Source organism: Aeromonas sp. CU5 (assembly GCF_002586745.1).
Classification (GTDB): Bacteria; Pseudomonadota; Gammaproteobacteria; order Enterobacterales; family Aeromonadaceae; genus Aeromonas; species Aeromonas sobria.
Genome location: NZ_CP023817.1, coordinates 1,098,443 through 1,116,037, shown reverse-complemented (window position 1 = coordinate 1,116,037; position 17,595 = coordinate 1,098,443). Strand labels below are relative to the sequence as shown.

Below are 17,595 nucleotides of genomic sequence, written 5' to 3'. Positions count from 1 at the left end.
TTCAGCCTGTGATGCAATCAGCGGTGAAAGGGCGCGACATTCCCTCATCGCAGCGCCACAAGCAGCAGATAACCCGCTCCGGGCTCGGGATCGGGTCGCAAATATGTAAGCAGAGGTAACAAATCATCCGCCCGACTTTGCCCGTAGATCGGCTAATGGCACAATGCGCCACTTTCTCACTAGCGCCCAACGACCATGCCTCCTTGCACCACGTCACTCTCTCGCAGCCAGGTGCTCGGCTTCACAGCCCTGCTAACCCTGCCCCTGCTGCTACTCGCCACGCTGCCCTGGCAGCCTTTTCTGACCGGCTCCCTGCAATCTGGCTGGTTATGGTGGTCATACGCCCTCACCCGCATGGTCGATATTCCCGGGATCGGGGTCAGTGGCGCCCTCTTGCTGCTGCTGACCCGCTACAAACTCAAACTGGAGCTGGCGCCCTTTATTGCGCTGGGGTGTGCACTGGCGGCCCTGCTTGCCAGCGACTGGGTGCTCAAGAGCCTGATCAAGCACCTGACCGAAGAGCCCAGACCCTACCTGCTCTGGCTGGAGAGTCAGGCGCTGATCCCGGCCATCAAGAGCTTCTACGCCAGTAGTGTCGATGTGCGCAGCGAACAGGTTCACGCCGCCAGCCAGTTGCTGGCCCTGCCCGAGTGGCTCGGCCACCACTGGCAAAAGGAGGTGAATTACGCCTTCCCTTCTGGCCACAGTATCGCCGCCATCAGCCTGGCCCAATTTTTTGGCCTCATCTGGCTGGCCCGCGCCCCCACTGGGGTCTGGCTGTTGCCACTGTGGGCCTTGGGGGTTGGCATGTCGCGCATGGTGATGGGGATGCACTGGCCAGTGGATGTACTGGCCAGCGCCCTGCTTGGCACGCTCACCGCGCTGATCGCCGCCCGCTGGTGGCTGCACAGATATTGAATCGGGCGCCATCTTGGCGCGGCATCCTGCGTGGGATGGGAGGACAAGCCTCTGCTTTTTTGCCATAATGCCGCCTCATTTTATCCCGACCGAGATCCCATGACCGACGCAGTTCATACCCTCAAGGGCCGTTTCCGTGGTTTTTACCCCGTCGTCATCGATGTTGAAACAGCCGGGTTCAATGCCAAGACCGATGCCCTGCTCGAAATCGCGGCTTACACCCTGAAAATGGATGAGCAGGGCTGGCTCGTTCCCGATCAGGTATTCCACTTTCATGTCGAGCCCTTCGAAGGGGCCAACCTGGAAAAGGCCGCGCTGGAGTTCACCGGCATCGATCCCTACAACCCATTGCGTGGCGCTGTCTCGGAAAAAGAGGCCCTGACCGAGATCTTCAAGGGGATCCGCAAAGGGATGAAGGAGCAGGATTGCGGCCGCGCCATCATAGTGGCCCACAACGCCACCTTCGATCACGGCTTTGTGATGGCCGCCGCCGAACGGGCTGGCCTCAAGCGCAATCCGTTCCACCCGTTTGCCACCTTCGACACCGCCGCTCTCTCCGGGCTGGCACTGGGTCAGACCGTGCTGGCCAAGGCGTGCCAGAGCGCCCGCATCCCGTTTGACAATAAAGAGGCGCACTCTGCCCTCTATGACACCGAACGCACCACCGAGCTGTTCTGTCATATCGTCAACCGCTGGAAGAGCATGGGGGGCTGGCCGCCAGCCCATCCGGATGACAACACGCCGGATACCCCTGCCGACCATGAGGGGCAGGAATAAACGGACGAAGGCTGCCACTGGCAGCCTTCGTTTTTTCGGGGATGTAATTGATCGCACGGCTCACCGGAAATCACTATCAACCTCACCATCACCTCACTATCAACCGCTGTGCGCGCGATGCACGGAGACAAACAGGTCACAAACCCTCATGTTGATCAACCTTGCGCCACCTGCTGCTGCGATATGAGGGGTTTGACTGATTTTTTTCTCGACATTTGTCACATTTTTCGCAAACTAACTCCCCTTCACATGACAGACAGCAATAACAAACTATAAGGAAATCAAATGAATCCAGTTGTTATCGCAGTCGGACTGATGCTGGTGCTCAGTCTGCTGCGGATCAATGTGGTGGTCTCGCTGGCGCTGGGCGCCATTGCGGGCGGCCTGGTCGGTGGGCTGTCGTTGACAGAGACCCTCACCACCTTCAGTGGTGGCCTGGGCGGTGGCGCCGAGATTGCCCTCTCCTACGCCATGCTGGGCGCCTTTGCGGTTGCCATCTCTCGCTCCGGGATCACCGACCTGCTGGCCCGCAAGGTGATCAGCCAATTGGGCAAAGATGCCAGCTCGACCCGCATCATGTGGGTCAAAACCCTGCTGCTCTCTTCCGTGCTGGCCGTGGCCATCTCGTCCCAAAACCTGATCCCGGTTCATATCGCCTTTATCCCCATTCTGATCCCGCCGCTGTTGCATGTGATGGCGCAGATGCAGATCGACCGTCGTCAGGTCGCCTGTGTCCTCACCTTTGGCCTGACCGCCACCTATATGGTGCTGCCGGTTGGCTTTGGCGGCATCTTCCTGAACAATATTCTGGCCAAGAACTTGATCGATAACGGCGTGCCGATCACCTCCGGCCAGATCCCGCTGGCCATGGCCATTCCGGTCTGCGGCATGCTGCTGGGTCTGCTCATCGCGGTGTTCATCAGCTATCGCAAACCGCGCCAATATGATCTGGCCAAGATCCTGGAAGCCGAACCAGAGACCGTTGAACTCAATCTCACCCATATCTGGGTCGCCCTGCTGGCCATTGGCGTTGCCCTCGGGTTGCAACTGATGACCAACAGCATCGTACTGGGTGCGCTGGCCGGTTTTGTCATCTTCACCTGCGGCGGCGTCATCAAGTTTCGCGAAAGCCAGGATGCCTTCACCCAGGGGGTGCGCATGATGTCGCTGATCGGCTTCATCATGATCTCCGCCGCCGGCTTTGCTGCCGTGATGAAGGCGACCCACGGGGTCGATAGTCTGGTCGAGGTAGTCGCCTCCGGCATCGGCCAGCACAAGGGCATCGCCGCCTTCCTGATGCTGCTGGTAGGCCTGCTGATCACCATGGGGATCGGTTCTTCCTTCTCCACCGTGCCCATCATCGCCACCATCTATGTGCCGCTCTGTCTGCAGCTCGGCTTCTCCCCGATGGCAATCATCGCACTGGTCGGTACCGCAGGCGCGCTGGGGGATGCCGGTTCACCGGCCTCCGACTCGACCCTGGGCCCCACCTCCGGCCTTAACGCCGATGGCCAGCACGACCATATTTGGGACAGCGTGGTGCCCACCTTTATTCACTACAACATCCCGCTCATCCTGTTCGGCTGGGTGGCAGCCATGGTGCTCTGACCCGTATATCTGACCAAGGCACTATGCATAAAACGAAGGCGACCTCAGGGTCGCCTTCTTCATTCGCGCTAACCAATGGCCAAGCGCAACCGTGACAAGAGCCGTCGGTCAGATATGACATCGAAGCCATCAGCTCACCGCCACTGATCCCGATCTCCCAAGTTGCCCCGCGCGCTGTTCAGCAATCGCTTGAACAAGGCATTCCACAGCCTGAGCTGAAAACCATAGATATTGCTCTTCTCTTTTCTTCTGGTTGCCCATATGACAGATGTCGCTGCTCTTCGCACACTCCCCACTCTCAGGGCTCTCGATAATAAGAACAACCGCAGCCCAGTAGCCTCGGTAGCAGAACGACTGTTTACCCCAGATAGCACCACAATCGCCCTGAAACAGGGCTTATATAGACCGACACAACACCTCCGAACGCGGTAGCCATCGGCTAAAGCCATGGCCCGTTTGATGGTGTTGTGCTAACACGGGGCAAACTGCAGCCATAAAAAAAGCCGCTCGATGAGCGGCCTTTTTATCACTGGGTCAGCAATTAACCTTCGCGGCGCTTGCCACCAAATTTACGCTTGTCAGCACCACCTTCACGGCGATCCCCACCCTTATTGAACGGGCGGTCACCACTCGGACGACGATCCTTGTTGAAAGGACGATCGCTGCGCGGCGGACGGCTGGCAGTGTTGCTACCGGCAGGTACTTCGGTGTAGCGGCTGATCTGCAGCGGACGCTGGCAAACGCGAGCTTTCTTGATCACTTCCAGCACGTCGCCGGTCATACCCTTCGGCAGATCAACGGTGGAGAAGTCATCAGCGATGTCGATGTTACCGATGAAACGGCTCTCGATGTTCGCTTCGTTAGCGATAGCGCCAACGATCTGGCCCGGCTTGACGCCGTGGTTAGCACCCACGTCTACGCGATAGCGCTCCATCTCGACATCCGGGTTGTCCTTCAACGGACGCGGCTCGAGGGAAGGCATACGACGGGCAGGACGATCGCCACGGTCAGCGAAGTCACGACCACCAAAATCACGGCCACCATCACGACGCTCAAAGTCACGACCACCGCGATCATTGCTGGCGTTCAGCAGCGGATCAGGGATGGAGTCATCCAGCAGCAGCGGTTGGTCACCCTGAACCAGCTTGGCCAGTGCGGCAGCCAGTTCCAGCGGATCGGCAGAATCTTCTTCGATCAGCTCGTTCACCAGGTTGTGATAGATCTCAAGCTCTTCGCCCATCATGGTTTCACGAATGCGCTCTTTGAACTTGGTCATACGGTGCTGGTTGATGTCTTCGGTGCTCGGCATCTTCATCGGCTCGATGGCCTGACGAGTTGCTTGCTCGATGGCACGCAGCATACGACGCTCACGGGGAGCCACAAACAGAATGGCTTCGCCCTTACGGCCAGCACGACCGGTACGGCCGATACGGTGAACGTAGGATTCGGTATCGTAAGGGATGTCGTAGTTCACCACGTGGGTGATACGCTCAACGTCCAGACCACGGGCAACTACGTCGGTCGCGATCAGGATGTCCAGTTGACCTTGACGCAGCTTGTCAACGGTACGCTCACGCAACTTCTGCGGGATGTCACCGTGCAGCGCTTCACAAGCGTGGCCACGAGCGGCCAGCTTGCCAGCCAGCTCTTCGGCAGCATTCTTGGTACGCACAAAAACCAGTACTGCTTCGTACGGCTCTACTTCAAGCAGACGGGTCATAGCGTCCAGCTTGTGCAGACCGGTTACCTGCCAGTAGCGCTGACGAATGGTCGGGGCAGTGGAGGTTTTGGAGACAATCTTGATCTCTTTCGGCTGCTTCAGGTGCTTCTGGGCAACACGACGGATCTGGTCCGGCATGGTGGCAGAGAACAGGGCAACCTGACGGGTGCTCGGGCACTGGTCCATGATCCAGTCAACGTCGTCGATGAAGCCCATACGCAGCATTTCATCAGCTTCGTCCAGAACCAGGGCTTTCAGGCCGGAGAGGTCCAGGTTCTTGCGACGGATCAAGTCCATCACACGGCCAGGAGTACCTACAACAACCTGAGCGCCACGACGCAGTGCGCGGGTCTGGGTTTCGTAAGAGGAACCGCCGTAGATAGGCAGAACGTGGAAATCAGGCATGTGCTTGGCGTAACGTTGGCACGCCTCAGCAACTTGCAGCGCCAGTTCACGGGTAGGTGCCAACACCAAAACCTGGGTGTTGCGGTTACCAGCTTCCAGACGAGATAAAAGAGGCAAGGCAAAAGCAGCGGTCTTCCCTGTACCGGTTTGCGCCTGCCCCAGCAGATCGTGTCCCGCCATCAGGTGGGGAATTGCTGCGGCCTGGATCGGTGACGGGCGCTCATAGCCCACGTCCTGCAGCGCTTTCAATACAGGCGCGGCCAGTCCAAGCTCACTAAAAAGGGGCAGTTGTTCGGTATCAGACATAGATTCTTCCAGATTAAGGCAGGCGGCTAAACACCGCGGAATAGCAAAAAGGCGGCGATTATAGCGCCACTTTGTTCTGCTGTCTTGAAAAATGTGATAAGCCTCTCAAGACGTTGGCAATTATAGAGGGATCTGGCGACTATAGCTTGCTTATTTTGCACCCTTAGGGCGTTATTGCAGATCACTCCTCGCTGGAGTCCTTGCCCCGCTTGTGTTTGAGCACCGCCATGGTCAGTCGGCTGGTGCACAATAAACGCTCACGTTCATCCCGAATTTCAATCTGCCACACCTGAGTCGTCGCCCCCAGATGCAGCGGTGAGCAACGCCCGCTGACCACCCCTTCCCGTTTGGCCCGCAGATGGTTGGCATTCACCTCCAGTCCCACGCAATAGCTATCTGGCCCCACCGCCATGTTGGCGGCAATCGATCCCAAGGTTTCCGCCAATACCACAGACGCGCCGCCATGCAGCATGCCAAGGGGCTGGTGGGTGCGATGATCCACCGGCATGGTCGCTTCCAGCCAATCGGGGCCAAAGGCGGTATAGACGATGTCGAGATGGGCCATCAGGGTGTTGCGAGAGGTGGCATTGAGCCCGTCCAGACTCATGGGTTTACGCCAGATGGGGGCAATATCGTGACTCATGGCAAGCAACTCCTTAAATCAGTAATGGATTGGTGCCGATGGGGTGACACACCCAGCATCGGCCAACCGGGTCAGAAAACAAACGGCCCCGAGCAAGGGGCCGCTTGATAAGTGATAACAGCAACCGGGATGTCACCAGGGATAAGTCACCCCTGGCCACTCGTCCCAAGACTCTTGCCGCCCCGGCAGCCGAGGCTCAGGCCACTGCCAGACGTTGGCGAGCCAGTCGCGCAGCAGCGCCTCCAACTCCTCATCCGTGATGGGCGCCTCGGCCACCTTCCAGAAGAAGAGCTCCACCGCCACCTCCGGTAGCACCGAAGGATAGAGATAAACCCCGCCCCAAAATTGCGGCTCTCGAGCTGAGCTCCATAGGCCATAGGCAAAGGAACGCTTGGCCAGAAACTCTGACTGCTGCCACTCCAGATCCCCTTGGTGCTGGCTCAAGCTGAAGTTGGCGGAGGGCCAGATATCGTTCGGGCGAAACAGCTGATGGAGCTGCTCGCGCTCGCGCAACATGGCGACAAACTCCACCACCGCCTGAGCGGGGGTGGCAGGCAACAACAAGAAACGCGGGTGCCGATAGGCCTTCGGCACCCTAAACCGCTTGGGAAAACGCAGCATCAGAGCAGCTCCAGCAGGGCTTGCAATGGATGTTTGAGCTTCTCCCCCTCCATTCGTTTGACCTGACTGCGGCACGAATAGCCGGTGGCCAGACAGCGTCCCTTGGGCAGACGGGCAAGTGGCTCGGCCCAGCTCAGCCCATAGATGCCCTTGGAGTTCTCGACCTGTTTGACATCGTGGCCATAGGTACCCGCCATGCCACAACAACCCACAGCGACCGGCTGCAAGCTGGCCCCGAAGCGGCCAAACAGGGTGCTCCAGTCGCCGTGAGTCGAGGGTTTGGCGGTCTTCTCGGTGCAGTGGGCAAACAGATACCAGGGTTCGGGTTCGCTCCCCTCCTCGTTCTTTGCCTTGTTGGCGCTAACGGGCAGCTGATCTGCCGGCAGCGAGAGCAACCACTCCTGCGGCAGCAGCACCTGAAAATCACCGCGGGCCGAACCCAGCGCCTTGGTATATTCGTCGCGATAGCAGAGCACCATGGCCGGATCCACCCCCACCATGGGGATGCCGAGCGCAGCCACCTTGTTGAAGAACTGGGCACTGTTGGCGGCGGTGCGGGCAAAGGCTCGCAGGAACCCCTTGATATGCTGGGGTTTGCCGTTGGGTTTGAAGGGCAGCAGGTAGGGCTGAAACCCGAGCTTGCTGGCGAGTTTCACCAGGTCGCGCACCACTGGAGCATCGTAATAGCTGGTGAAGGGATCCTGCACGATCAGCACCACCTGCTGGCGTTGCTCGGCGCTCATCCGCTCCAGCCCCGGCAGGTCAAAATAGCGGGCACGGTTGTCGTGCAGGCTCTCGGCCAGGGTCGGCACCGAGAGCAGCGGCACATCGACCATGCCGATGCTCTTCTCGGTCGCCTTCTGGGCCCACTCTTTTTCCAGGAAGAAGTTGACCAGTTTCGGCGCTTTGGCGAGCAGCGGCGCATAGCTTTCGACGGTGCCGACGAAGTAATCCTTCGGCGCACGGAGGTAGCGGCCGTGGTAAAGCTGCATAAAGCGGGCGCGAAAATCGGGCACATCCACCTTGATCGGGCACTGGCTGGTGCAGGCCTTGCAGGCCAGACAGCCCGCCATCGCCTCCATCACCTCGTGGGAGAAGTCATACTCGCCGCGCTGTTTGGCCCAGCTGTTGCGCACCTTGTCCACCAGCTGTTTGAAGCGCACGCCACCGGATTGCAGCGCCACCTCTTCCGCCAACGGATCGAAGCCCTGTTCCGCCAGCTGGCGCAGCCATTCGCGCATCAGGCCCGCCCGCCCCTTGGGGGAGTGGCGGCGATCGCGGCTGATCTTGACCGAGGGGCACATGGGGGAGTCGGTCTCGAAGGTGAAACAGAGGCCGTTGCCGTTGCAATCCATGGCGCGGGTGTAGCTGGTACGCACCGCGAGCGGGATCTGGCGATCAAACTTGCCGCGCTTGGGGCCATCCACCGACACCAGCTCGGCGCCGCTGCCATAGGGGATGCAGATTTTGCCCGGGTTGATACGGTTAGCCGGGTCGAACGCCCCCTTGACCCGCTGCAGCTCTTCCCACAGCTCGCCAAAGAAGGCCGGGCTGTATTCGGAACGAAAACCCTTGCCGTGCTCCCCCCACATCAGACCGCCATATTTGGCGGTGAGCGCCACCACCTGATCGGAGATGCGGCGCAGCAGCACCTCCTGCTCCGGATCACAGAGATCCAGCGCCGGGCGCACGTGCAGCACACCGGCATCGACGTGGCCAAACATGCCGTAATCGAGGCCGTGGCCATCGAGCAGAGCGCGAAATTCCATGATGAAATCGGCCAGCGACTCTGGCGGCACGGCGGTATCTTCAGTGAAGGCCACCGGCTTCTTGCGCCCTTCGGCGTTGCCCAGCAGCCCCACCGACTTCTTGCGCATGGTGTAGATGGTCTCGATGCTCGGCAGGTGGTCACACACCTGATAGCCGATGATCCCGGCTTCCCCCTTGGCCAGCAGGTCGTCGATACGGCGGCACAGCTCCGTCACCTTGGCCTTGTGTTCTGCCTCGTCGGTGTCGGCAAACTCGACGATATTGAGCCCCTGCAGATCCTTGCCGGGCACATCCTGAATAAGGTTTTTCACCGAATGCCAGATGATGTCGGCGCGGGCCAACCCCAGCACCCGGGAGTCCACCGTCTCCACCGACAGAGCTTGCGCCGGCACCATAAAGGGGGCGTTGCGCAGGGCCGAGGGGAAGCTGTCGTACTTGACGTTGACCAGGGTGCGGTAGCGCGGGATGAGAGTGATGTTGAGCTTGGCTTCGGTGATAAAGCCCAAGGATCCTTCCGAGCCGCACAGCACCCGACTCACATCCAGGGTGTCGCTATCGGGTTGATAGAGGTGCTTGAGATCGTAGCCAGTCAGAAAGCGGTTGAGCTTGGGGAAGATGGCTTCGATGTCGGCGCGGCGCTCCTTGCCGATGCGATAGAGGGTGCGATAGATCTCCCCTTCCCGACTCTCCAGCGCCAGCTTGTCAGCCAGTCGCTCACCGGTCAGCGGCTCGGTGGCCATGATGTCGCCGTTCTCCAGCACCGCTTTGAGCCCCAGCACATGATCCGAGGTTTTGCCGTACACGAGGGACCCCTGCCCCGAGGCGTCGGTGTTGATCATGCCGCCCAGGGTGGCGCGGTTGGAGGTGGAAAGATCTGGCGAGAAGAAGTAGCCATGGGGCTTGAGCCAGGCGTTGAGCTGGTCTTTTACCACCCCGGCTTGGGCACGCACCCACCCCTCTTCCAGATTAATTTCCATGATCTGGTTCATATAACGGGAGAGATCGACGATAATGCCGCCGCCCAATGACTGACCATTGGTGCCGGTACCGCCACCACGAGGGAAAAAACTCAAGGAAGCGAACGCCGGCTCCGCGGCCAGCTTGAGCATTGCTGCTATGTCGTCCGCACTGCGCGGATAGAGAACCGCCTGGGGTACTACCTGATAGACGCTGTTATCCGTCGCCATCGCCAACCGGCTTGCATAAGACTTTTCGATATCACCACGAAATGCGCTGCGCTCTAGCAACTCAAGAAACTGCAGGGTTGCGGGTGACAAACTGTCCTGGTAATCGAGTCTCGGGATCATGAATCCTTGTTCCCATCCTTTGCTTGATGCCGGCACGCCGGCGACAACGACTGGCCAGCCGCCTATCAATGGCAATCAGACCAGTCCGCTCACATGTGAGCGGGCAGTATATCAGCAAGAAAACCGCTTGCCCTTGGCAATATTCACCATTTGAATGGAGGACTTTTATGGCTCACTATCGCCATGTTATCAGTACGTTTATCACCACCGAAAAGCAGGCTTTGACCCTGTCGCTGTTCGGCAGCATAGGGTTTGCCATCTTCGGCATCGGCTATGGCCTGCTGGTGGGATCCCACGCGATTATGCTCGACGGTCTTTTTAGCCTGTTCAGTATGGGCATGACCGGCCTTGGCCTGATCACCGCCTACCTCGTTACCCGCCCCTCCGATGCCCGCTTCCAGTACGGCTACGCCCATTTCGAACCCATTGCCAATGTGATCAACGGGGTCATCATTTTACTGCTCTGTCTGGGGGCGCTTTATAGCGGCATCACCACCCTGCTGGCGGGCGGCCGTGACATTGACCTCGGCCACGCGCTGATCTGCGCCGCTATTTCCACCTTTTTATGCTCCCTGTTTTATCTGGTCGAAGCGCGGTTGGCCAAGCAGTTCAACTCCGAACTGGTGCGGGTCGATTCAGAGGAGTGGCTGGTTGATACCATACTGAGTGCCACCCTGCTGGTGGGTTTTTTGGTCGCGATGGGGCTAGATACCATCGGCTATGGCCAATACAACCGTTACATCGACCCGGTGCTGGTCTCGCTGCTGGCCCTGTGTGCCACCCTCATTCCCATCAAGGTGCTCAGTCGCAACCTGCGGGAAGTGTTGAAGATCGCCCCCAAGGGGGATGTGCCCCGCCAAGTCGAGCGGGAAATCGAGGCGCTGCGCCAACGCCACGGCATCGAGTGCTACAGCCATCTGGCCAAGAGCGGTCGGCGCTTTGATCTCGAGCTCAATATCCTGATTGCACCAGATCAAGAGTGGTCGGTGGATCGCCAGGATGCCTTGCGCCATGAGCTCTGGTCTCGCCTTGGCGATACCCTGGGTGATGCCTGGCTCTCGGTCTGTTTCACCCGCGAAAAGCGCTGGTTGTAACAACCGCAGGGGGAGTGCGGCTTGGCCGCCTCCCCCAGTCTTGCTACTACCCCATCATGTCCCGCTGACGCTATGCTTGCCAAATTGGCGCCAATCGTTATCATCAGGGCTCATTTTTCACCCGAGGTTTTATTGCCCATCATGGACAATCCCCGAAGTTGCTCTTCGTTCATTCCCTTCACGCACTCTCTTTATCTGCTTAATCCGCGCCTCTGAATAACGCCATTGCCTTGCTGTTACTGCGGCCACCGCGCGCCGTGATCACTGTTTGCTCTGTCTGTTTTTATTGAGGTCGTCATAATGGAATTGCTGCTGGATCCCCATATCTGGGTTGGTCTGTTTACCCTGATCATTCTGGAAATCGTGCTGGGGATCGACAATCTGGTCTTTATCGCCATCCTGGTGAAAAAACTGCCCCCCGCCCAACGGGACAAAGCCCGCGTCATCGGTCTCTCCCTCGCCTTGCTGATGCGACTCGCGCTGTTGAGCGTCATGTCATGGCTGGTTACCCTGACCACCCCGATTTTACATCTGTGGGATCACCCCTTCTCCGGTCGGGACCTGATCCTGATGGGCGGTGGCCTGTTCCTGCTGTTCAAGGCCACCTCCGAGCTGCACGAGCGGCTGGAAGCCAAACCCCAGGATGACGGCCCGGTCGGCGCCTATGCCAGCTTTGGGGTAGTGATCACCCAGATCCTGGTGCTCGATGCGGTCTTCTCGCTCGACTCCATCATCACCGCCGTCGGCATGGTGGAACACCTTGGCGTCATGATGGCCGCCGTCACCATCGCCATGGTGGTGATGGTGCTCGCCTCCAAGCCGCTGACCCGCTTCGTCAACGCCCACCCGACCGTGGTGGTGCTCTGCCTGAGCTTCCTGCTGATGATCGGTTTCAGCCTGGTGGCGGAAGGCTTCGGCTTCCACATTCCCAAGGGTTACCTCTACGCGGCCATCGGCTTCTCGGTGCTGATCGAGTTTTTCAACCAACTGTCCCAGCGCAGCGCCGAACGTCATGAATTAAAACAGCCCCTGCGCGAGCGCACTACCGCCGCCATCTTCAAACTGATGGGCAGCAAGGCCTACCAGGATCAGCCGGACGATGATCTGGATGCACCAGCGCCTGCGCCGCTGAGCTTTGGGGAAGAGGAGCGTTATATGGTGACCGGTGTGCTGTCGCTGGCCGAGCGTTCCATTCGCACCATCATGACCCCACGTTCAGACATGGCCTGGATCGATATCAACGACTCCAACGACGAGATCCGCGCCCTGCTGCAGCGAGAGCCACACAGCCTGTTCCCTATCTGCGACGGGGATCTCGATGAGGTGATCGGGGTACTTAAAGCCCGCGATCTGCTGTTTGCCCTCAACGAGGGGCAATCCTTAAGCGAATTGGCCAAGCAGAACGACCCCATTATCGTGCCGCAGACCATCAACGTGATCCGCCTGCTGGCAGAGCTGCGCAAAGCCAAGGGGAGCCTTATTCTGGTCTCCGACGAGTTTGGCGTCATTCAGGGGTTGGTCACCACCCACGATCTGCTGGAGGCCATCGTCGGCGAACTGCCGGACGAGGACGAAACCCCGGATATCGTGCGCGATGGCGAAGGGTGGCTGATCAACGGCAGTACCAACATCCACCATGTGGAGCAGGTACTGGAGCACGAGGGTCTGGTAAGTGACAACGACGAATATGTGACCCTGGCGGGCATGCTGCTTTCCCACTTTGGCATCCTGCCCAGCACGGGCCAGCAGTTGCAACTGCAGCAACTCAGCTTCGAGGTCGTCGAGGTGAGCGAGCGGCGCATCGAGCGGGTGCGGGTGATCCCGCTGGCAGTGTAAGCTGCCCACCATCATGACAAGAGGGCCACACGGCCCTCTTTTTTTGCCTCTGGATCCGGCCCGAAATAGATAGCCTCCCTGTTTAAAAGCCGGTTGGGCTGATTGCTGCATTTTTCGCAATTCAATTATGCAATTACCCCTCTTTTTCACAACAAGATGCAGGCATAGAGTGGCATCACTTCCACTATGAGGAACTCAAGATGAGCCACGATCACCTGTTCTGCCCGCTGCGCCTCGGCCAGCTGCACCTTGCCAACCGCATCGTCATGCCCCCCATGACCCGCTCCCGTGCCAGTCAGCCCGGTGACGTGGCCAACGCCATGATGGCGAGCTACTACGCCCAGCGCGCCGACGCGGGGCTGATCATCAGCGAAGGCACCCAAATCGACCCCATGGGCAAGGGCTACGCCTGGACGCCGGGGATCTACAGCGCCGAGCAGATCGCCGGCTGGAAGGGGGTGACCGATGCCGTGCACGCCAAGGGCGGCACCATGTTCGCCCAGCTCTGGCACGTCGGCCGGGTCACCCATCCGGACAACATCGGCGGCGCCCAGCCTATCTCTTCGTCAGCCATTGCTGCCGTGGGGGTCAAGGTGTTCGTCGATAACGGTAGCGATGGGCCGGGTTTTGTCGAGACCGTCACCCCGCGCGCCATGACCCAGAGCGATATCGAGCAGGTGATCGGCCAGTTCCGTCAGGCAGCCCGCAACGCCATCAGCGCTGGTTTTGATGGCATTGAGCTGCACGCCGCCAACGGTTATCTGATCAACCAGTTCCTCGACTCCGAGTCCAATGCCCGCACCGACAGTTACGGCGGCTCACTGGAGAACCGGCTGCGCTTCCTCAAAGAGGTGACCGAAGCTGTCAGTAGCGAAATCGGCGCCGATCGGGTTGGGGTGCGTCTTGCGCCGCTCACCACCCTCAACGGCACCGTCGATGCCAACCCGCAGCAGACCTATCTGGCGGCTGCCCGCCTGCTGGGCCAGCTCAATGTCACCTACCTGCACATTGCCGAAGCGGACTGGGACGATGCCCCCCTGATGCCGGAGAACTTCAAGCAGGGTCTGCGGGATGCCTTCCCCAACACCCTGATCTATGCCGGTAAATATGATGGTGATCGCGCGCGCGCCGCCCTCGACGCGGGCTGGGCCGACATGATTGGCTTTGGCCGCCCCTTCGTCGCCAACCCGGATCTGCCGAACCGGCTGCGCCACGGCTATCCGCTGGCCCCCCACGATCCGGCCACCCTGTTTGGCGGCGGCGAGAAGGGGCTGACCGACTACCTCGTCTATCAGGCCGATGACGCAACCACCAGCCGCTGATTGCCAATGGCCAGCAGGCCACTTAAGCAGGCCCCACTGGTTGGGGCCTGCTGTCTTGTTGCGCACTCGCAACAGTGATAGTTATGACTGTCTTACTGTTGCAATCATCTCGTTAAGCTCTCCCACTGTTTCGCAAGGAGTCCTCATGAATCACACCCAAGCCTGGTGCTGGCACGCCCCCGGTGAACCGACCCAGCTTACCCTCGCCGACCTGCCGCTCTCGCCGCTCGCCCCCGATGAGGTGCTGGTGGCTAACCGGGTCATCGCCTTCAACCCGGTGGACTGGAAGCTGATCGAATATGGTCATGGCAACTGGCAGGACGGTCAGGTGCCCGGCGTCGATGGCATGGGCACTATCGTGGAACTCGGTGCCAACGTCAGCCATCTGCGCCTCGGCGCCCGGGTCGCCTACCACACCGACCTGCGCCACCACGGCAGCTTTGCCCGCCACACCCGGGTACCGGCCCGCGCCCTGCTGCCGGTGCCCGATGCCCTGAGTGACGAGGCGGCCGCCGCCCTGCCCTGTCCCGGCCTCACCGCCTGGCAGGCACTGGCCAAGTTGCCGCGCCTGCACGGGGAAGCGCTGCTCATCACCGGTGCCGGCAGCAGTGTCGGCCGCTTTGCGGTGCAATTGGCCCTCCAGCAGGGAGCTCGGGTCTTTGCCAGCGCCAGCCACGCCACCATCAGTGGCTCAAACAGATAGGTGTGCAGGGTGTAGCCGATTATCGGGATCCCGACTGGCTGGCCGCCTTGCAGGTGGCCAACGGCAACGAGCCGTTCGAGGGGATCATCGATCTGGTCTCCAGCCAGCAGGCAGAAAGCTTGTTGCCTGCCCTTGGCTACTACGGCCATATGGTGACTGTGCTCGGGCGCATCCCCCACAATCAGCAGCCCGCCTTTGCCCACTGCCTCTCATTACACGAGATTGCACTAGGCGCTCAACATGCCTTTGGCACCGACAAGCAGTGGAGCCGACTGGTGGCTGCCGGTGTCGCCATGATGGCGCAGATGGCAAGCGGCGAGCTGACCCTGCCGCCGCTGGTGGTCGGCAATTTCGAGGAGCTGCCCACCCTGCTCGACCGCTTCAAGCGCGAAGGACAGGGCGAGAAGTTTCTGGTGCGAGTGGCGTAACGCTGACCTCCCCAAGCAGCAACACCAGCCATTGAAACGAGAGAGGCCCGCCAGTAATGGCGGGCCTCTCTTTATATCTACTGCATGTCATCTCGACTTCATTGGCGCCTGACTCAGTGCAGGATCACCCCGTGGATCTCGGCATAACTGCGGATCTCCCGGGTCAGCCGCGCCTTGTCGGCCAGAGAGAGCCAGCTCGCCTCAACGGCATTGAGCGACAAGCGGCAGAGCTGACTCATGGTCGCACCAAGGCCATCGGCCAGCGCCGCAAAGTTGGCCCCCATGTAGCCGCCGAAGTAGGCGGGATCGTCCGAGTTGATGGTGACGCAGAGCCCCTGCTCCAGCAGCCGCAACACGTTGTGCTGGGCCATATTGCCAAACACCTTGAGCCGAGTGTTGGAAAGGGGGCAGACGGTGAGCGGCAAGCGAGTATCGGCCAGATAACGCAGCAGCTCGGGATCCTCTGCCGAGCGCACCCCGTGATCGATACGCCGCACCTGCAGCTCGTTGATCGCCTGCCAGATGTACTCGGCAGGCCCCTCTTCACCGGCGTGGGCCACTACCGGCAGCCCCAGCTCGCGGCAGCGGGCAAAGACCCGGGCAAACTTGCTGGGCGGGTTGCCCCTCTCCCCCGAGTCGAGGCCAATGCCGTGAATGCGAGCGAGAAACGGCTCCGCCTCTGCCAAGGTAGCAAAGGCCTCCTCCTCACTGAGGTGGCGCAAAAAGCTCATGATAAGGCGCCAGCTGATGCCAAACTCCTTCTCCCCGGTCTGCAGCGCCCGCTCGATGCCGCCGAGCACAGTGGCAAAAGAGACGCCGCGAGCGGTGTGGGTCTGCGGGTCGAAGAAGATCTCCACATGCACCACCTTGTCAGCGGCGCAGCGCGCCAAATAGGCCCAGGTGAGGTCGAAGAAGTCCTGCTCGGTCACCAGCACGCTGGCACCGCGATAGTAGAGGTCGAGAAAGGATTGCAGGCAGTCAAAGTCATAGGCGGCGCGCACGCTGGCGACATCGGGCCAGGGCAGCGGCACACCGTTGCGGTGGCCCAGCTCAAACATCAGCTCGGGTTCGAGGCTGCCCTCGATATGCAGGTGCAGCTCCAGTTTCGGCAGTCCGGCGATAAATTGCGCGGCGGTGAGGTGTTCGGTTGTGACTGGCTTGGGAATTGGGGTGTCCATGGCGACTGCTCCATCAGCAAAGTGATCCGGCGTCAGCCCCTCCACCAGACTGACCCGACGGCAGCTTTATTGTGCACCGAAGTGGCGAGACAGGGGAGACTTGTCATCAAACATACTTATAATGGCGTCACAAAAATCATAAATGATTGAACATCTTAACGATTGGCGGCTCGCCTGCGCCCTGACAAGGAGTTTTCATGAAGAAGAACGTCATCTGCGATATCGACGGTGTCATCCTGCACAATAACGATCTCATCCCCGGTGCCGACCTTTTCGTCCACCGCCTGCTGGAGCAGGGTAGCAAGCTCTTGTTCCTCACCAACTACCCGGCCCAGACCCAGAAAGATCTGCAAAACCGCTTCCGCTCCGCCGGGATCGAAGTGCCGGAGGAGTGCTTTTATACCTCCGCCATGGGTACCGCCGACTTCCTCAAGCGTCAGGATGGCAAGAAGGCCTATGTGATTGGTGAAGGGGCCCTGACCCACGAGCTCTACAAGGCCGGTTTCACCATCACCGACATCGACCCGGACTTCGTGGTGGTAGGGGAAACCCGCAACTACAACTGGACCATGATGCAGCTGGGCGCCAAGTTCGTCGATCAGGGGGCCCGCTTTATCGCCACCAACCCGGATACCCACGGCCCCATGATGCACCCGGCCTGCGGCGCTCTGTGTGCCCCCATCGAGCGGATGACCGGCAAGAAGCCGTTCTATGTCGGCAAGCCGAGCGCCTGGATCATCCGTGCGGCCCTCAACCGAATGGAGGCCCACTCCGACGACACCATCATCATCGGCGACAACCTGCGCACCGACATTCTGGCGGGCTTTCAGGCCGGTCTCGAGACGGTGCTGGTGCTCTCCGGGGTGAGCAAGGTGGCGGATATCGACCGCATGCCGTTCAGGCCGAACCATATTTTCGACTCAGTGGTCGACATCGATATCGTCTAATCACCACCCAAG

At 60.0% G+C, this 17,595-nt stretch carries 14 protein-coding genes; 9 read left to right on the top strand and 5 right to left on the bottom strand.

Annotated elements, in window-relative coordinates:
- Positions 1-195: 195 nt before the first annotated feature.
- The 3 genes from CK911_RS05010 to CK911_RS05000 all read left to right on the top strand — a co-directional run bounded on the left by CK911_RS05010 (position 196) and on the right by CK911_RS05000 (position 3,303).
- Entirely contained in the window at positions 196-918 is a 723-nt protein-coding gene (locus CK911_RS05010; RefSeq protein WP_068979089.1) for a phosphatase PAP2 family protein, read from the top strand.
- Positions 919-1,017: 99 nt separating this feature from the next.
- A complete protein-coding gene (gene rnt, locus CK911_RS05005; RefSeq protein WP_162511910.1) occupies positions 1,018-1,695 on the top strand; it encodes a ribonuclease T in 678 nt (225 codons plus the stop codon).
- 285 nt (positions 1,696-1,980) lie between these two features.
- The gene (locus CK911_RS05000) at positions 1,981-3,303 is read left to right on the top strand and encodes a Na+/H+ antiporter family protein (RefSeq protein WP_068979091.1); all 1,323 of its coding nucleotides are present in this window, start codon (positions 1,981-1,983) and stop codon (positions 3,301-3,303) included.
- 541 nt (positions 3,304-3,844) lie between these two features.
- On the opposite strand, the gene CK911_RS04995 is transcribed toward CK911_RS05000, so the two are convergent.
- The 4 genes from CK911_RS04995 to CK911_RS04980 form a co-directional block, all read right to left on the bottom strand.
- Positions 3,845-5,734 (bottom strand): DEAD/DEAH box helicase, encoded by a 1,890-nt coding sequence (locus tag CK911_RS04995; protein ID WP_042022369.1) that lies wholly within the window; start codon positions 5,732-5,734, stop codon positions 3,845-3,847.
- 181 nt (positions 5,735-5,915) lie between these two features.
- Entirely contained in the window at positions 5,916-6,377 is a 462-nt protein-coding gene (locus tag CK911_RS04990; protein WP_042022368.1) for a hotdog fold thioesterase, read from the bottom strand.
- Between the two features lie 132 nt (positions 6,378-6,509).
- Positions 6,510-6,998: a hypothetical protein gene (locus CK911_RS04985; RefSeq protein ID WP_098969202.1), complete on the bottom strand. Its 489-nt coding sequence runs from the start codon at positions 6,996-6,998 to the stop codon at positions 6,510-6,512.
- The gene (locus tag CK911_RS04980; RefSeq protein WP_172953961.1) at positions 6,998-10,075 is read right to left on the bottom strand and encodes an FAD-binding and (Fe-S)-binding domain-containing protein; all 3,078 of its coding nucleotides are present in this window, start codon (positions 10,073-10,075) and stop codon (positions 6,998-7,000) included. The genes CK911_RS04985 and CK911_RS04980 overlap by 1 nt, the downstream gene beginning before the upstream one ends.
- Positions 10,076-10,242: 167 nt before the next feature.
- Between CK911_RS04980 and CK911_RS04975 the strand changes: the two genes are divergently transcribed.
- From CK911_RS04975 to CK911_RS21485, 5 genes are all read left to right on the top strand, one after another.
- Positions 10,243-11,169, top strand: coding sequence for a cation diffusion facilitator family transporter (locus CK911_RS04975; RefSeq protein ID WP_042022364.1), 927 nt, complete (start codon positions 10,243-10,245; stop codon positions 11,167-11,169).
- Between the two features lie 300 nt (positions 11,170-11,469).
- The gene (locus CK911_RS04970) at positions 11,470-13,005 is read left to right on the top strand and encodes a TerC family protein (protein ID WP_098969200.1); all 1,536 of its coding nucleotides are present in this window, start codon (positions 11,470-11,472) and stop codon (positions 13,003-13,005) included.
- 200 nt (positions 13,006-13,205) lie between these two features.
- A complete protein-coding gene (locus CK911_RS04965; protein WP_098969199.1) occupies positions 13,206-14,327 on the top strand; it encodes an alkene reductase in 1,122 nt (373 codons plus the stop codon).
- 145 nt (positions 14,328-14,472) lie between these two features.
- Positions 14,473-15,030, top strand: coding sequence for an alcohol dehydrogenase catalytic domain-containing protein (locus tag CK911_RS21490; protein ID WP_253860379.1), 558 nt, complete (start codon positions 14,473-14,475; stop codon positions 15,028-15,030).
- 2 nt (positions 15,031-15,032) lie between these two features.
- Positions 15,033-15,458 (top strand): hypothetical protein, encoded by a 426-nt coding sequence (locus CK911_RS21485; protein WP_253860378.1) that lies wholly within the window; start codon positions 15,033-15,035, stop codon positions 15,456-15,458.
- A gap of 113 nt (positions 15,459-15,571) precedes the next feature.
- Here the strand turns inward: CK911_RS21485 and CK911_RS04955 are convergent, their stop codons facing one another.
- A complete protein-coding gene (locus tag CK911_RS04955; RefSeq protein ID WP_098969198.1) occupies positions 15,572-16,636 on the bottom strand; it encodes an adenosine deaminase in 1,065 nt (354 codons plus the stop codon).
- A gap of 197 nt (positions 16,637-16,833) precedes the next feature.
- Between CK911_RS04955 and CK911_RS04950 the strand changes: the two genes are divergently transcribed.
- Positions 16,834-17,583 carry an HAD-IIA family hydrolase gene (locus CK911_RS04950; protein ID WP_098969197.1) on the top strand — a complete coding sequence of 250 codons (750 nt, stop codon included), beginning with the start codon at positions 16,834-16,836 and terminating at the stop codon, positions 17,581-17,583.
- Positions 17,584-17,595 lie beyond the last annotated feature (12 nt).

Coding starts and splice junctions, on each gene's coding strand:
- CK911_RS04965 (WP_098969199.1), top strand. CDS start 13,206: ATGAGCCACGATCACCTGTTCTGCCCGCTGCGCCTCGGCCAGCTGCAC.
- CK911_RS05000 (WP_068979091.1), top strand. CDS start 1,981: ATGAATCCAGTTGTTATCGCAGTCGGACTGATGCTGGTGCTCAGTCTG.
- CK911_RS04950 (WP_098969197.1), top strand. CDS start 16,834: ATGAAGAAGAACGTCATCTGCGATATCGACGGTGTCATCCTGCACAAT.
- CK911_RS04995 (WP_042022369.1), bottom strand. CDS start 5,734: ATGTCTGATACCGAACAACTGCCCCTTTTTAGTGAGCTTGGACTGGCC.
- rnt (WP_162511910.1), top strand. CDS start 1,018: ATGACCGACGCAGTTCATACCCTCAAGGGCCGTTTCCGTGGTTTTTAC.
- CK911_RS04985 (WP_098969202.1), bottom strand. CDS start 6,998: ATGCTGCGTTTTCCCAAGCGGTTTAGGGTGCCGAAGGCCTATCGGCAC.
- CK911_RS04975 (WP_042022364.1), top strand. CDS start 10,243: ATGGCTCACTATCGCCATGTTATCAGTACGTTTATCACCACCGAAAAG.
- CK911_RS04955 (WP_098969198.1), bottom strand. CDS start 16,636: ATGGACACCCCAATTCCCAAGCCAGTCACAACCGAACACCTCACCGCC.
- CK911_RS05010 (WP_068979089.1), top strand. CDS start 196: ATGCCTCCTTGCACCACGTCACTCTCTCGCAGCCAGGTGCTCGGCTTC.
- CK911_RS04990 (WP_042022368.1), bottom strand. CDS start 6,377: ATGAGTCACGATATTGCCCCCATCTGGCGTAAACCCATGAGTCTGGAC.
- CK911_RS04970 (WP_098969200.1), top strand. CDS start 11,470: ATGGAATTGCTGCTGGATCCCCATATCTGGGTTGGTCTGTTTACCCTG.
- CK911_RS04980 (WP_172953961.1), bottom strand. CDS start 10,075: ATGATCCCGAGACTCGATTACCAGGACAGTTTGTCACCCGCAACCCTG.
- CK911_RS21490 (WP_253860379.1), top strand. CDS start 14,473: ATGAATCACACCCAAGCCTGGTGCTGGCACGCCCCCGGTGAACCGACC.